This window comes from Microbacterium sp. 16-032 (assembly GCF_041079455.1).
GTDB classification, from domain to species: Bacteria; Actinomycetota; Actinomycetes; order Actinomycetales; family Microbacteriaceae; genus Microbacterium; species Microbacterium testaceum_A.
Genome location: NZ_JBFYGQ010000005.1, coordinates 223,614 through 238,248, shown reverse-complemented (window position 1 = coordinate 238,248; position 14,635 = coordinate 223,614). Strand labels below are relative to the sequence as shown.

The following is a 14,635-nucleotide window of genomic DNA, read 5'->3' as shown; positions in this document are numbered from 1 at the left end:
CCGGCAGAATAGAGGGATGCCAGGAGGGGAGGGCGCATGATCGTCGGTATCGGCGTCGACCTCGTCGACGTGCCGCGGTTCGAGGAGCACCTGGAGCGGACGCCCCGGCTGCTCCCTCGTCTGTTCTCGGCATCGGAGCGCGTGCTGAAGCCCCGTTCCCTGGCTGCCCGGTACGCCGCGAAAGAGGCCTTGATCAAGGCGCTCGGCGGGTCGGACGGCGTGCACTGGACCGACATTGAGGTCACCTCTGAGGCGTCCGGACGCCCCGTCTTCTCGCTCAGCGGAGAGACCGCCGCGACGGTCGCCGCGCGGGGCATCACCGCCCTGCACCTGTCGATGTCGCACGATGCGGGCCTGGCGACGGCGTACGTCATCGCCGAGGCGCGTGTCGGCGCCGAGTCGTCGGCATCCCGAATCCCGCCCCTCCGAGAGGACCGCGCATGACGATGCAACCGGGAGTGCTGCGAGAAGCCGTCATCGACGTCGACGCGATCACCGAGAACGTGCGCCACCTGCGCGCGCTGACGGGGTCCGAGATCATCGCGGTGGTCAAGGCCGCCGGCTACGGGCACGGGGCATACCGCGCCGCGGCCGCTGCTCTGCGCGGGGGAGCGACGCGCATCGGCGTGTCCGACATCGACGAGGCGTTGGCGCTGCGTCGCGCGGGCATCACGGCGCCCCTGTTCGCCTGGCTGCACGCGCCGGGGGCCTCTTTCGTCGAGGCCGTGCGCGAGGAGGTCGAACTGGGGATCTCCGACATCGACCAGCTTCTGCGCGCGGCCGACGCGGCCCGCGGTGAGCGCCCCGCCGCCGTGCACCTGAAGATCGAGACGGGGCTGTCGCGCAACGGCATCGCCCCGGCGGACTGGCGCACGGTGTTCTCGGAGGCCGCGCGACTCGAACGCATCGGGCGACTCCGGGTCGTCGGTCTGTTCTCGCACCTGTCGAACACGAGTGTCGACGACGATCGTGCCGCCCTCGCGCGCTTCGAAGAGGGCGTGGTGCTCGCGGCCTCGGTGGGGCTGAACCCCCCGCTGCGTCATCTCGCGGCCACGAACGCCGCCATCGCCCTCCCCGAGACCCGCCTGGGGTGCGTGCGCATCGGCATCGGGCTGTACGGCATCTCGCCCTTCGACGACCGCTCGTCCGCCGACCTGGGGCTGCGCCCCGCAATGACGCTGCGCGGCGCGGTCGCGGCGGTGCGGCGCGTGCCCCCGGGCACGGGCGTCTCGTACGGCTACGACCACCGCACAGAGCGCGAGACGACGCTCGCCCTGGTGCCGCTCGGCTACGCCGACGGCGTGCCCCGGCAGGCCTCGGGGCGCGGGCCGGTGTCGATCAACGGTCGCCGTTTCACGGTGGCGGGTCGGATCGCGATGGACCAGTTCGTCGTCGACGTGGGCGATCACCCGGTCGCGGTGGGCGACGAGGTGGTGCTCTTCGGCGATCCGACGCTGGGCGTCCCCGCCGCACGGGACTGGGCGGATGCCGCCGGCACCATCGATTACGAGATCGTCACGCGCGTGGGAGCGCGCGTGCCCCGACGGGAGGTCCGCGCGTGAGCGTTCCCGATAGTGTGCTGGGCGAGAGGATCGTCGAGGGCCCGGGCGACATGGAGGAGCTCGGACGGAGCATCGGTCGCGCTCTCGAGCCGGGTGACGTGATCGTGATGACCGGCCCCCTCGGCGCCGGAAAGACGACCCTGACCCGAGGTATCGGCGAGGGTCTCGGCATCCGGGGTCCCGTTCAGAGCCCCACCTTCGTGATCGCCCGCACTCACCCGTCCCTGGTCGGCGGGACGCCGCTGGTGCACGTGGACGCGTACCGGCTCGGAGCCGCCGTTGAGCTCGACGACCTCGACATCGACGTCGCGGGGTCGGCGGTGATCGTCGAGTGGGGTCGCGGTGTCGCCGAATACCTCGCCGACTCGTGGTGGGAGATCGAGATCGATCGTCAGGTCGGGGGCCGAGGCGTCGACAACGCGTGCGGCGAGATCGCGGTGCACACCGTCGAACTCGACGCCGACGCCCCGCGCCGGGTCACGATCTCGCGTCGCCCCTGAGGTTCGAGCGCCGCGCGATGGATGAGCGGGGGCGCCCGGATCCTCCGCGGGGAGCCGGAGCGCGGTCTGCCGCCCACACCTCGCGCAGGGCCCGGAGCGTCTCGACCGGCTGCTCGACGTGGGCGAAGTGCCCGCTGTCGTCGAGGACGCGATCGTCGTAATCGTTCATGAGGCGCCCCCATTCCCGAGCGTCGCGCTCGGCGACGAACACGTCGTGCGCGCCCCGCACCGATCGCACCGGACAGGTGATCCGACGCCAGACGCCGTCGTCGTGGCCGGTCGAGAGGTGCGCCGCGGCGAGGAAGGCCGACGGGCGGATCTCTTCGGCGAGGTCGTCGGTCACCGACCGACTCACACGCTCGGGGTGCCGGAACAGCGGTCGCGCGAGACGACGCAACGCGCCGGTACGACGCAGCAGGCGCAGCAACGGGCGGGCGAGGGGGCCGAGTCCGCGCAGCACCCGCATCGCGAGCACCATCCCCGCGAGCCAGGGCAGCCGGGCGGCGCTGCGGACGGGGTGCCGCGCGATGGCCCGCGCCCCCGCTCCGCTCGGTGAGACGACCCCGACCGCGACGGTCTCGCGCGGGAAGCGGGCGGCGACGTCGAGAGCGATCACGCCGCCGAGGGAATGCCCGACCACGCGCCAACGCGGGTAGCCGAGCGCGCGAGCGGCCGCGGCGACCGCCACGGCGATCTCGGCCGGCTCCGGCACGGGTCCGGGCGTCTCGCCCCAGCCGGGTAGGTCGATCGCGACGATGTCCGACAGGGGGAGCCGGAGCCCGTCGGATGCCGCGATCAGGGCACCCCAGGTGCGCCACGACCCCGCGGCGCCGTGCACCAGGATCGTCGCCACGGGGCTGCCCGACCGGCGGCCGGCGTGCACCACCAGCGGCCCGACCCCGGTGGGGACCACGACGCGCCGCAGCGCGAGGTCGTCGGCATCCATGCCCTTTCTTCGGAGCGGAGGGCGCGGTCGGATGCCGTGGAGAGGGGGCGGATACCCTGGAACCGTGATTCTCGGCATCGACACCTCGCTCGGCACCGCCGTCGCCGCGATCGCCCGCGACGGGGAAGTGCTCGCCGACGAGCAGAGCGGCAATCCCCTCGGCCACGCGGAGGTGATCGGCGATCTGCTGGTCCGCGCGACCGCCGGAGCGCCCGCCCCCACGCACGTCGCGATCGGCATGGGCCCCGGACCCTTCACCGGGCTGCGGGTGGGCATCGCCACGGCCCGCGTCTACGCCCTCGGGCGCGGGGTGCCGGTCCTGCCCGTGCCGAGCCACGACGGCATCGCCCTCGGCGTCCTCCTCTCCGACGCGTTGACGGGCGGCGATACCGGTCGGTTCGCCGTCGTCACCGATGCACGCCGCAAGGAGTTCGCCTACAGCGTCTACGAGGGCATCGACGACGACGGTCTTCCCGTTCGGGTCTCCGGTGCGCAGCTGAGCCCCCGTGACGACCTCGACGCCCGGCTCGATGCGGCCGGTGCGCGTCGGTACGATGCCACGATCGTGTCGGCCGCGATGATCGCGCTCGCCGCGGCGCGAGCCCTCGACGCCGGCCGCACGCTCGCGGACTCGGAGCCCCTGTACCTGCGCAGCCCCGACGTCGTCGCCGCCCACGCGCCGAAGCGGGTGAGCTGATGGCGACGCGGACCGCCACCGTCGCCGACCTCGACGGGATCATGGCGCTCGAGCACGCCTCGTTCCCGACCGACGCGTGGAGCCCGGCGATGATGCGCGAGGAGCTCGGGTCGCCGCACGGCTGGTACGTCGTCGCCGAAGAGGCAGGGCGGGTCCTCGGCTACGCGGGTCTGCGCGCTGTGCGCGGGGCTCGGGATGCCGACATCCAGACCATCACGATCTCCGAGGCCGCCCGGGGTCGGGGGCGGGGCCGAGCCCTGCTGACCGCTCTGCTCGACGAGGCCGCGCGCCGCGGGGTCCACGACGTGTTCCTCGAGGTGCGCGCCGACAATTCCGTCGCCCAGAAGCTGTACCTCTCGGAGGGGTTCGCCGAGGTGGGGCGTCGCCCCCGCTACTACCAACCCGACGACGTCGACGCGATCGTCATGCAGCTGAACCTGCGCGGCTGGGTCGTCCGGCGGGCGGAGCCGACGGCCCCCGCATCCGCCTCGACCGAGAGCTCTCCGCCCGTCGACGGCGCGGAGGCGCCGTCCTCCCCGACCACCACCGGAAAGGGCTGGTGCTGATGAACGCGCCTCTCGTGCTCGGCATCGAAACCAGTTGCGACGAGACCGGTATCGGGATCGTGCGCGGTCGACAGCTGCTTAGCAACACGATCGCCTCGAGCATGGACGAGCACGCCCGCTACGGCGGGGTCGTGCCCGAGGTCGCCGCGCGCGCCCACCTCGAGGCTCTGCAGCCCTCGATCGACGCGGCCCTCGCCGACGCCGGTGTGACCCTCGCGGATCTCGACGCCGTGGCGGTGACGAGCGGGCCGGGCCTGGCGGGTGCCCTGATGGTCGGCGTGGGTGCCGCCAAGGGGCTCGCGGTCGCCCTCGACAAGCCGCTGTACGCCGTCAACCACCTCGTCGGGCACATCGCCGCCGACATCCTCGACGCCGACGCGGGGGAGCTGGAGTACCCGACCGTCGCCCTGCTCGTCAGCGGCGGGCACACCTCGCTCCTGCTGGTGCGCGACCTGACGAGCGACGTCGAGCTCCTCGGCGAGACGATGGACGACGCCGCCGGTGAGGCGTTCGACAAGGTCGCCCGCCTGCTGAAGCTCCCGTACCCCGGTGGCCCCGAGATCGATCGTGCCGCAGCCGAGGGCGACCCGACGGCGATCCGTTTTCCGCGCGGCCTCTCCCGCGCCTCCGACATGGCATCCCACCGCTACGACTTCTCGTTCTCGGGGCTGAAGACGGCCGTGGCGCGCTGGGTCGAGCAGCATGAGGCCGCGGGTCAGCCCGTGCCGGTGGCCGACGTCGCCGCGTCGTTCCGCGAGGCCGTCGTCGATGTGCTCGTGACGAAGGCCCTCGACGCGTGCGCGCGGCACGGCGTGCCGCGTCTGCTGCTCGGCGGTGGCGTGATCGCCAACAAGCGCCTGCGCGATGTCGCTCTCGAGCGTGCGGCGGCCGCCGGGGTCGCCGTGCGCATCCCGCCGCTGCGGCTGTGCACCGACAACGGCGCGATGATCGCTGCGCTCGCGGCGGAGCTCATCTCGTCGGGCCGTCGCCCCTCGACCCTCGCCTTCGGGGCCGATTCGACGCTCCCCGTCACCGAGATCCAGGTGGCGGAGGATCCGGATGCCGAGACCCCGGCGCCGCGCGCGGGAGCCACCCCGTGACCGAGGTGCCACCGCCCACGCGTCGGGCCCGCAAGGAGGACGTCGCCCCCGCGGTCGAGCTGCCTCCCGTGCCACCTCTGCCCGCCGACGTCCGGGCGGCGGGTTCCGAGATGACGACCCCCGACGCGGGTGACGATGACGACGGTCGCCTGCCGACCGCTCAACTCGAGATGGCCGCGTTCGGCGATCATCTGATCCCGTACGCGCCGCCCGTTCCGCCGAAGCCGCCGTCCGTCGCGCCCTGGGCCCTGGGGGTGGCGATCATCGCCCTCGCGGCGGCGCTGTTCACCGGGTGGCTGGTGCCGATCGGTGTCGTCGGGGCGATCCTCGCGACCGTCTCCCTCCGCCGGGCGCACGACAGCCGACGGGTCGCCGTCTGGGCTCTCGCTCTCGCGGTGGTGTCGATTGCGTTCAGCGTCGGATGGTTGATCTGGGGTTTCTCGCAGCTCTCGGTCGGGTGACCCGGGTCGTCAGACGCGGTCGGCCAGGAGGGCGAGCCGCTTCGACCCCACGCGCGTGAGGATGAGCGTGGCGGACGCGTCCCCGCGAAGCGCGAGCTTCTTGCGGAGCACCGCCGGATCCACATCGACACCGCGCTTCTTGATCTCCAGCGTGCCGATGCCCCGGGTGCGGAGGGCCTGAGCGAGTTTCTTCGGGTCGGACGGCAGCTGCTCGCGCACGCGGAACGACGACACGAACGGGCTCGTCAACGCCGCGTCGGAGGTCAGGTACGCGATGCCGGGCGCGAGCATGCCGGCATCCAGGGCTCGTCCGACCTCGCCGATGAGCCGTGCGCGGATGACGGCGCCGTCGGGCTCGTGGACGAACGCGCCGAGTTCGCGGTCCGCGACATCGGCGCTGTCGGCCGGGGCGGTGAGCTCCCAGGCGTCTGCGCCCCGCACCACGAGTGCGGCGCGTCGCACGCCCGCACGGGCGAGGGATCCGGCCCAGAGGACGAGTTCGATGGTCGAGCCGTCGGCGCTGATCCACTGCGCCTCGACGTCGTCGGGGATCTGCGTGCGGTCGAATCCCGGCCCGAGCTTCACCCCACCCGGCTTCGTCTTCAGCAGCTCGAAGACCCACTCGAGAGACGGCGACCACTCGGCGGACGACACCTGTCGCGTCTCGGCGTGCCCCGCGGTGCGGCGCGCGGGATCGAGCCAGACGGCATCCGTCCCGCTCAGGTCGACGTCCTCGGCCCGCGCGTGCTGCACCGTGGCCGCGTCGCCGAAGGGGGCGAGGTTGTAGGCGGCGATCGCGGCGGTCACCTCGTCGGCGTCGACGGCGTGCACCCGGACGCCGAGACCCGCCATCCCGAGGGCGTCCCCGCCGATCCCGCAGCCGAGGTCGGTCACGCGGTCGATCCCCGCGGCGCGAAAGCGACCCGCGTGTCGGGCGGCGATGGACAGGCGCGTGGCCTGTTCGAGGCCGGCCTTCGTGAAGAGCATCCGCTCGGCGAAGGGGCCGAACTTCGCGGCCGCACGGACGCGGAGGCGCGCTTGCCCGACGACGGCCGAGACGAGATCGGGAGAGTGCCCGGCGGCTCGCAGGCGCGACACGGCTCGGGCGACCTCGTCGGTCGAGTCGAGGGCGCCCACCTCGTCGAGGAGGCGCAGGCCCTCGGGTGTGAGCAGGGCGGTCAGCTCGGTGGTATCCACCGATTCAGCCTAGGCGCGGGTCGTTGCTGGCACTCGCGTTGCGTGAGTGCCAGCGCTTCTCTACACTCGAATTAGCACTCTCCCCGCGTGAGTGCTGACAAGTCTTCTGTAACGAGAAAGAAGAGGTAGACCGTGTCGGTTTCCATCAAGCCGCTCGAGGACCGCATCGTCATCAAGCAGGTCGAGGCTGAGCAGACCACTGCGAGTGGTCTCGTCATCCCCGACACCGCCAAGGAGAAGCCGCAGGAGGGCGAAGTCGTCGCCGTCGGCCCCGGCCGCATCGACGACAACGGCAACCGTGTCCCCCTCGACGTCGCCGTCGGCGACCGCGTGCTCTACAGCAAGTACGGCGGCACCGAGGTCAAGTTCGGCGCCGAGGAGTACCTCGTGCTCTCGGCTCGCGACGTCCTGGCGGTCGTCGTCCGCTGATCGAGTGAGATCGTTCGAAGGCCCCGGATGCCACGGCATCCGGGGCCTTCGTCGTCCCCGGCCCTCATCGGCTCCCTCTGGCAGGAAAGGCGCGATGGTCGGCGGCCCGACGCGCGAGCGGAGCCCTAGGCTGGATCGGTGACCTCCGCTCCCTCCGCTCCGACCGGTGGGAGCACCCGCGGTGCGCTGTACGCCCTCGGCGCCTACCTGTTGTGGGGCGTCCTGCCGATCTACTTCCTGCAGCTCAAGCCCACCGGCCCGTTCGAGGTCGTGGCCTGGCGGATCATCCTCGCGTTCGTCTTCTGCCTGCTGCTGTTGACGGTGCTGCGCATGTGGCGGCCGTTCCTCGCGATCGTGCGCCAGCCGCGTCTGATGGGGCTCACCGCGGTGGCCGGCGTGCTCATCTACGTGAACTGGCAGACCTATCTATTCGGCGCGCTGACCGATCGGGTCATCGAGACGAGCCTGGGCTACTTCATCAACCCGATCGTGACCGTGCTGCTCGGAGTCATCGTGCTGCGCGAGCGGCTGCGCCTCGTGCCGTGGATCGCCATCGGCCTCGCCGTCGTCGCGGTCGCGGTGATCGTCATCGGCTACGGCGCGTTCCCCTGGATCGCGCTGACCCTCGCCTTCTCGTTCGGCTTCTACGGTCTCGTGAAGAAGCAGATCGGGCCGGCGGTGGATGCCGTCAGCGGGCTCACCCTCGAATCGCTCTGGCTCCTGCCGGTCGCCGCCATCCAATTGGTGTTCGTCGCGAATCTCACGGGGATCACCCTGGGCACGGCGGGAACGCTGCACACGGTTCTCCTCCTCTCGGCGGGGGCCGTCACGGCCGTCCCCCTGCTGCTGTTCGCCTCGGGTGCGCGACGCGTGCCACTCACCGTCATCGGCCTGCTGCAGTTCGTCGCGCCGATCATCCAGTTCGCGATCGGGGTGTGGGTGCTGCACGAGCCCATGACGGTGGAGCGCTGGGTCGGTTTCGCCCTCGTCTGGGCGGCTCTCGCGATCCTCAGCGTCGACTCCGTCGTCGCTTCGCGTCGTCATCGGCGGGCTCCGGTCGATGTCGTCGAGCCCGTGTGACGCCTTTTCCTTCGTTTCTCGGCCCGCAATTGCCTCGCGAAAGTAACGATTAGGTCGCGTAATCGACCGTTAACACATTGCAACATCACGGCTACAAGTGCGCCATTAGGTTTGTCACAATCCGAGCGGGTTATCCGCGCGGTTCCACCTCACCAAGGAGCACCCATATGAGTGTCCTCTCCCGTTCGCGTGCGGCGAAGATCATCGGCGGCTTCGCCGTGGTCGGCGTCACCGCGCTCGTCCTCGCCGGTTGTACCGGCACCAGCACTCCGTCCGACTCCGGCAACGCCGCCGGTGGGGGCGACTTCCCGATCGACTGCAACGCCGCCGAACCCGCCTCGTACACGCCCGAGTACTCGTCGACCTCGACCGGCCCCGCCAAGGACCTCACGTACAACATCGGTACGGCCCTGCCCGTCACGGGTAACCTCGCCTTCCTCGGCCCGCCCGAGATCGCGGGCACCGAGCTCGCGGCATCCGATATCAACGCCGCCAACAAGGGCGTCAACATCAACCTCATCCAGGGCGACTCGGGTGACACCGACAACAAGGCCTACGAGACCGAGATCCCGCGCCTGCTCGGCGCCGGTGCAACGGCCATCGTGGGTGCGGCGTCGTCGGGTACCTCGCTGCAGTTCATCGACCAGGTCATCGCGGCCAACGCCGTTCAGATCTCGCCGGCCAACACCTCGGCGGCCTTCACGGGCTACAACGACAAGGGCCTGTACTGGCGGACTGCTCCCTCGGACGTGCTCCAGGGCGAGGTTCTCGGCAACCTGATCGCCTCCGAGGGCAACGAGACCCTCGGCATGATCGTGCTGAACGACTCGTACGGCACCGGCCTCGCGTGCTTCACCAAGAAGGCGTTCGAGGGCGCGGGCGGATCCGTCGTGGCCACCAGCCTCTACAACACCGGTGACACGAACTTCTCGGCGCAGATCGAGGACGTCCTGGCCCAGAAGCCCGACGCGATCGCCCTGATCACGTTCGACGAGGTCTCGACGATCATCCCCGACCTGACGGCCAGCTTCGCGAAGGACAAGCTGTTCTTCGTCGACGGCAACCTGAAGAACTTCGGCACGCAGTTCCCCAACGGCACCCTCACCGGTGCCAAGGGCACGTACCCCAGCGTCGACCCCGACTCGACGGCGACCTTCCGCAGCACGCTGGATTCGTTCTGGACGGGTAAGGGCAACGCCAAGCTCGAGGACTACACCTACGCCCCCGAGTCGTACGACTCGGTCGTCCTCCTCGCCCTCGCGGCGCTGAAGGCGGGCTCGGCGGCCGGTCCCGACGTGGCCGCGAACATGCAGGCGGTCTCGGGCGGTTCGGGCAACGGCACGAAGTGCACCAGCTACGCCCAGTGCGCCGACATCATCGTCGGCGGCGGCGAAGCCGACTACGACGGCGTCTCGGGCCCGATCACGTTCAACGACGTGGGCGACCCGACGCAGGCCACCATCGGTGTCTTCGAGTACGGCGACGACAACAACTACAGCTGGCTCCGCGCCGGTTGATCGGTTCCCTCTGAGAGGCCCCGGGACTTCGGTCCCGGGGCCTCTTGTCGTGCGCGCAGCGGCGCCGAGGGCGGTTCCCGGGCGTCGGTGGGGTCTGGAGCGGACCCGCGGGCGAGGGGCGGAGCGGGGGCGGGACGTCGCGGCATCCGGAAAGGACCCGCGGACGAGGGACGCGCCCGTCGGCGGGGCGTCGCGGCATCCTGGATCGGTCACCGACGGGGGCCGTAGGACGCGGGCGGCGCGATCCGGGTTCCGCGGGCTCGTCGCCGGTGTCGAGTCGGACGGGCGCGGGAGGGATGCCGGAGCCCGAGGCCGCGACGGACGGACGAGCGCGCCGCTCTTCGGCGGGGCGGGTGGCCGGGTTCACCGCGCGACGGGCGGATGCGCGAGTCGGCTCGTCGACGGAAGCGGATGGCGGAGCCCGCGGCCGCACCGGGTGCACGGGTGCGCTGCTCGTCGGCAGGGGCGGGGGAGCGCAGCCTCACCGAACGAAGAAGGCCCGAGCCCCAGGGGGACTCGGGCCTTCCGGCGGGAGCGCGGCTCAGGTGCCGAGCGTGCCCAGGTACAGACCGATCACGGCCGGGTCGTCCATGAGCTCGCGACCCGTGCCCGTGTAGGCGTCACGGCCCTGGTCGAGCACGTAGCCGCGGTCGCAGATCTGCAGGCAGCGGCGGGCGTTCTGCTCCACCATGATGCAGGTCACGCCGGCCTTGTTGATCTCGGAGACGCGGATGAACGCCTCGTCCTGACGGACGGGAGAGAGACCGGCCGACGGCTCGTCGAGCAGCAGCACCTTCGGGTCCATCATGAGCGCGCGGCCCATGGCGACCATCTGGCGCTCACCGCCCGACAGCGATCCCGCCCGCTGCTTCAGGCGCTTGGCGAGGTCGGGGAAGATGCTCGTGACGAAGTCGACGCGCTCGGTGAACCCCTTCGGCCGCTGGTAGAGACCCATCTGCAGGTTCTCGGCGATCGTGAGGCTCGGGAAGACGTTGTTCGTCTGGGGGACGAACCCGACGCCCTTCGCGACGAGCTTGTTCGCCCGCAGCCCCGTGATCTCCTCGCCCTGCAGCAGGACCGAGCCCGAGCGCACCTTCACCTGACCGAAGATCGCCTTGAGCATCGTGGACTTGCCGGCGCCGTTGGGGCCGATGATGCCGATCAGCTCGCCGGGAGCGGCGGTGAGGTTGGCGCCGTTGAGGATGTTCACGCCCGGCAGGTAGCCGGCGTGAACGTCGCGGAGCTCGACAACGTTGGCGGTCATCGACCGTCCTCCTTCTCGTGCGACGACTCGTTGTCGATCGCGGCGTCGACCTGCTGAGCGGTCTCGAGCAGCTCGGCGGCGGCGGCCGAATCGACCGTCCCCTCGTGGCGACCCGTGACGACGCCGAGGTCGACGTCCTGATGGGCTCCGAGGTAGGCGTCGATCACGGCCTGGTCCTTCATGACGGTGTCGGGCGGTCCCTCGGCGACGATCTTGCCCTCGGCCATCACCACGACCCAGTCGGCGATGTGGCGGACCATGTGCATGTCGTGCTCGACGAAGAGCACGGTCATCCCGAGATCCTTCAGGTCGAGGATGTGGTCGAGCAGCGACTGCGTCAGCGCCGGGTTGACACCGGCCATCGGCTCGTCGAGCATGACCAGCGTCGGGTCGCTCATGAGCGCTCGCGCCATCTCGAGGAGCTTGCGCTGACCGCCCGAGAGTGACGCGGCGAAGTCCGTCTCCTTGGAGTCGAGCTTGAACCGCTTCAGCAGATCGCGCGCCTTCTCGTCGTTGGCGGTCTCCTGCTTGCGCCAGACGAAGGGGAGGATGCTCGAGAGCAGGCTCTCGCCCTTCTGCTTCGTGGCGCCCAGCTTCATGTTCTCGAGCACGGTCAGAAGGCCCAGCGCCTTGGTGAGCTGGAACGTACGGACCTGGCCCATCCGGGCCGCCTTGAACGCGGGGATACCGGCGAGGTTGCGACCGTCGAACGACCACTGGCCGCTGTTGGGCTTGTCGAAACCGGTGAGCAGGTTGAACAGCGTCGTCTTGCCCGCACCGTTGGGCCCGATCAGCGCCGTGATGGCGTTGCGCGGGATCTCGAGGTGCTTCACGTCGACGGCGGTGTTGCCGCCGAAGTCGCGACGGACGTTGTCGGCGACGATGATCGGATCGACTTTGGCGACGCCGGGGGCGATCTCGCCCTTGTGCAGTCCGGTCGCCTTCACCCGTTGCGCGGGAGCGCTGGGCACGACCGGCGTGGACTCATCGGACAAAGGTCATCTCCTTCTTGCTGCCCAGGATTCCCTGGGGGCGGAAGATCACGAGCAGCATGAGCGCGACGCCGACGATGACGAAGACGAGCATCTGGGACTGGTCGGCGGTGAGGAACGGCAGCAGTCCGATCGAGGACAGCGCCGGCAGCAGGTTCGACAGGAACGCGCGCACGACCCAGAACAGCACCGCGCCGAGCACCGGGCCGAAGATCGTCGCGGCCCCACCGAGGAGCAACGCCGTGTAGACGAAGAACGTCTGCGACGTGACGTACACGTTCGGGTTCACGTTCGTGTCCATCGCGGTGATGATGCCGCCCGCCGCGATGATCACGCCGCCGATGACGAGCGCCTGCATCTTGAAGGCGAAGACGTTCTTGCCGAGCGCGCGCACGGCGTCCTCGTCTTCTCGGATGCCGCGGATGACGCGACCCCAGGGGCTGCGCATGAGCATCCAGACCAGGAGCACGGCGACCACGACGGCGAGCAGGCCGAGAATGATGACGTACCACCGGTTGGCGTTGTAGGTCCACGGGCCGAAGCCGTAGTCGCCCGCGGGGAGCGGGTTGTTCTCGCCGCGCCAGCCGGACTGGAAGTTGAACAGACCGTCGGCCGAGCCCGTGACGCCGCGGAAGGTCGAGGTCAGGAACACCAGACGGAGGATCTCGGCGGCCGCGATCGTGACGATGGCGAGGTAGTCGCCTCGCAGTCGCAGCGTCGGGATGCCCATGATGAGCGCGAACACGACGGCGGCGGCGAAACCGATCAGGGCCGCGATCGGCCACGCGAGTCCGAACGTCAGGATGGAGATCGCGAAGCCGTACGCGCCGATGGCCATGAAGCCGGCGACGCCCATGTTGAGGAGGCCGGCGAAGCCGAAGTGCATCGACAGGCCGATGGCGGCGAGGGCGTAACCGAACGTGGCCGGCGCGAGGATCTGCGAGGCCGTGTTCGAGAGGATCTGCAGGAAGTCCATGGTTTACCTACCCGATTCGCTCTCGGCGGCCGAGGATGCCCTGCGGCCGGAAGAGGAGGATGACGATGAGCACGACGAGGGCGCCCACATACTTCATGTCGGAGGGGATCCACAGGGTGGACACCTCGACGAGGAGGCCGACCACGATCGAGCCGATGAGGGCTCCGAACGCGGTACCGAGTCCGCCGAGCACGACGGCGGCGAACATGAGAAGCAGGATGCCGGAACCCATGTCCCAGCGGATGCCGGGGCGGAAGTAGGCCCACAGGACGCCCGCGAGACCGGCCAGCGCCGATGACAGGATCCAGACCATGCGCACGACGTTGTCGACGTCGATGCCGCTCGCAGCGGCCAGCGACGGGTTGTCCGACACCGCGCGCGTGGCGCGACCCAGTCGCGTGCGCGTGAGGAACCACGCGAACGCCGCGATGACGACGATCGAGATGCCCATGCTGGTCAGGTCGGTGACACTGATGCGGATCGACCCGAGGCCCGGGATGATGTCGCTCGACGCCCCCGGGAGCTGCTGCGTGCCACCACCGATGAAGATCTGGAAGATGTAGCGCAGCGCGAGCGAGAGACCGATCGAGACGATCATGAGCTGGACGATGCCGAGGCCCTTGCGCCGGAGGGGCCGCCAGATCCCGGCATCCATCGCGAGTCCGAAGACCCCCGAGAGGATCACCGCGAGCGGGATGGCGATCCAGATCGACCACCCGGTGCCGGCGCTCAAGAAGAGGGCGGCGATGGCACCGAAGGTCACCATCTCGCCGTGCGCGAAGTTCGACAGGCCCGTCGTGCCGAACACGAGGGAGAGGCCGATCGCGGCGAGGGCGAGCATGAGACCGAAGTTCAGGCCGTTCACCGTGCGAGAGAGCAGCTGGTCCATGAAGCCGACCGTCTGACGCTCTGCGGCGCCGAGGGTGAAGTTGCTCGAGACGGTGCTGGAGCTGCCGAACTGCACCTGCCGCTCGAACTCCTGCCCGTCGGGGACGGTGACTCCCGAGGGGAGCGAGTTGCGGTCGAGGTCGACCGTCCACGCCCCCTCTTTCGTGGGGACCTTGATCGTCGCGCGACCGCGCTCGTCCGTTGTGGCCTCGCCGGTGAAGGAACCGTCTGTGGCGGTCACCTTCGCTTGAGCGACGGGCTCACCTTCGGAGCGCACGTTCACCGTGATCGAATAGGGAAGATCCTCATCGTTGACGGCTGCCGTCGATGCCGGGGCGAACCCGAGCACCAGGGCGGCAGCGAAGAGTCCTGACAACAGCGTCAAGATCGAGCGTCGACGGCGAGGCATCCGTGGGGATGCTTGCCGAGTGGTCACGAAACCTCCTGGTCGTTCGACGAC

The 14,635-nt window shown here is 70.2% G+C and carries 16 protein-coding genes; 10 read left to right on the top strand and 6 right to left on the bottom strand.

The genetic code is table 11. From position 1 onward, the window contains the following. Positions 1 to 36 precede the first annotated feature (36 nt). From AB6V31_RS12390 to tsaE, 3 genes are read left to right on the top strand one after another with little or no spacing between them, the layout of a single operon-like run. On the top strand, positions 37 to 444 hold the full coding sequence (locus tag AB6V31_RS12390; RefSeq protein ID WP_369365984.1) for a holo-ACP synthase: 408 nt from the start codon (positions 37 to 39) through the stop codon (positions 442 to 444). Continuing rightward, entirely contained in the window at positions 441 to 1,562 is a 1,122-nt protein-coding gene (gene alr / locus AB6V31_RS12385) for an alanine racemase (protein WP_369365982.1), read from the top strand. The genes AB6V31_RS12390 and alr overlap by 4 nt, the downstream gene beginning before the upstream one ends. 50 nt (positions 1,563 to 1,612) lie before the next feature. Further along, positions 1,613 to 2,062 (top strand): tRNA (adenosine(37)-N6)-threonylcarbamoyltransferase complex ATPase subunit type 1 TsaE, encoded by a 450-nt coding sequence (gene tsaE / locus AB6V31_RS12380; protein ID WP_056228324.1) that lies wholly within the window; start codon positions 1,613 to 1,615, stop codon positions 2,060 to 2,062. Here the strand turns inward: tsaE and AB6V31_RS12375 are convergent. Then, entirely contained in the window at positions 2,040 to 3,008 is a 969-nt protein-coding gene (locus AB6V31_RS12375; RefSeq protein ID WP_369365981.1) for an alpha/beta fold hydrolase, read from the bottom strand. The genes tsaE and AB6V31_RS12375 overlap by 23 nt on opposite strands. 64 nt (positions 3,009 to 3,072) lie before the next feature. On the opposite strand from AB6V31_RS12375, the gene tsaB reads away from it, so the two are divergent. Genes tsaB through AB6V31_RS12355 form a run of 4 tightly spaced genes read left to right on the top strand, consistent with a single transcriptional unit; the run spans position 3,073 to position 5,832 of the window. Beyond that, positions 3,073 to 3,705: a tRNA (adenosine(37)-N6)-threonylcarbamoyltransferase complex dimerization subunit type 1 TsaB gene (tsaB, locus tag AB6V31_RS12370; protein WP_369365978.1), complete on the top strand. Its 633-nt coding sequence runs from the start codon at positions 3,073 to 3,075 to the stop codon at positions 3,703 to 3,705. Next, entirely contained in the window at positions 3,705 to 4,271 is a 567-nt protein-coding gene (rimI, locus tag AB6V31_RS12365) for a ribosomal protein S18-alanine N-acetyltransferase (protein ID WP_369365976.1), read from the top strand. The genes tsaB and rimI overlap by 1 nt, the downstream gene beginning before the upstream one ends. After that, positions 4,271 to 5,371 carry a tRNA (adenosine(37)-N6)-threonylcarbamoyltransferase complex transferase subunit TsaD gene (gene tsaD / locus AB6V31_RS12360; RefSeq protein ID WP_369365974.1) on the top strand — a complete coding sequence of 367 codons (1,101 nt, stop codon included), beginning with the start codon at positions 4,271 to 4,273 and terminating at the stop codon, positions 5,369 to 5,371. The genes rimI and tsaD overlap by 1 nt, the downstream gene beginning before the upstream one ends. Beyond that, positions 5,368 to 5,832, top strand: coding sequence for a hypothetical protein (locus AB6V31_RS12355; protein WP_369365973.1), 465 nt, complete (start codon positions 5,368 to 5,370; stop codon positions 5,830 to 5,832). Before tsaD ends, AB6V31_RS12355 begins: the two co-directional genes overlap by 4 nt. Positions 5,833 to 5,841: 9 nt before the next feature. Here AB6V31_RS12355 and AB6V31_RS12350 read toward each other — a convergent pair whose 3' ends face one another. Then, on the bottom strand, positions 5,842 to 7,029 hold the full coding sequence (locus AB6V31_RS12350; RefSeq protein WP_074696503.1) for a class I SAM-dependent methyltransferase: 1,188 nt from the start codon (positions 7,027 to 7,029) through the stop codon (positions 5,842 to 5,844). A 132-nt stretch (positions 7,030 to 7,161) separates the two neighbouring features. On the opposite strand from AB6V31_RS12350, the gene groES reads away from it, so the two are divergent. The 3 genes from groES to AB6V31_RS12335 all read left to right on the top strand — a co-directional run bounded on the left by groES (position 7,162) and on the right by AB6V31_RS12335 (position 10,055). Beyond that, the gene (groES, locus tag AB6V31_RS12345) at positions 7,162 to 7,458 is read left to right on the top strand and encodes a co-chaperone GroES (protein ID WP_013583903.1); all 297 of its coding nucleotides are present in this window, start codon (positions 7,162 to 7,164) and stop codon (positions 7,456 to 7,458) included. Between the two features lie 138 nt (positions 7,459 to 7,596). Then, on the top strand, positions 7,597 to 8,538 hold the full coding sequence (rarD, locus tag AB6V31_RS12340; RefSeq protein WP_056226459.1) for an EamA family transporter RarD: 942 nt from the start codon (positions 7,597 to 7,599) through the stop codon (positions 8,536 to 8,538). Positions 8,539 to 8,705: 167 nt separating this feature from the next. Further along, positions 8,706 to 10,055, top strand: coding sequence for an ABC transporter substrate-binding protein (locus tag AB6V31_RS12335; RefSeq protein ID WP_056226462.1), 1,350 nt, complete (start codon positions 8,706 to 8,708; stop codon positions 10,053 to 10,055). A 541-nt stretch (positions 10,056 to 10,596) separates the two neighbouring features. Here the strand turns inward: AB6V31_RS12335 and AB6V31_RS12330 are convergent. The 4 genes from AB6V31_RS12330 to AB6V31_RS12315 are packed head-to-tail and all read right to left on the bottom strand — an operon-like array spanning position 10,597 to position 14,584. Beyond that, a complete protein-coding gene (locus AB6V31_RS12330; RefSeq protein WP_141375095.1) occupies positions 10,597 to 11,319 on the bottom strand; it encodes an ABC transporter ATP-binding protein in 723 nt (240 codons plus the stop codon). Beyond that, positions 11,316 to 12,266, bottom strand: coding sequence for an ABC transporter ATP-binding protein (locus tag AB6V31_RS12325; protein ID WP_235556969.1), 951 nt, complete (start codon positions 12,264 to 12,266; stop codon positions 11,316 to 11,318). Before AB6V31_RS12325 ends, AB6V31_RS12330 begins: the two co-directional genes overlap by 4 nt. Positions 12,267 to 12,303: 37 nt before the next feature. Continuing rightward, positions 12,304 to 13,287, bottom strand: coding sequence for a branched-chain amino acid ABC transporter permease (locus AB6V31_RS12320; protein ID WP_056226471.1), 984 nt, complete (start codon positions 13,285 to 13,287; stop codon positions 12,304 to 12,306). Between the two features lie 7 nt (positions 13,288 to 13,294). Then, positions 13,295 to 14,584, bottom strand: coding sequence for a branched-chain amino acid ABC transporter permease (locus tag AB6V31_RS12315; protein ID WP_081349859.1), 1,290 nt, complete (start codon positions 14,582 to 14,584; stop codon positions 13,295 to 13,297). Positions 14,585 to 14,635: the final 51 nt, after the last annotated feature.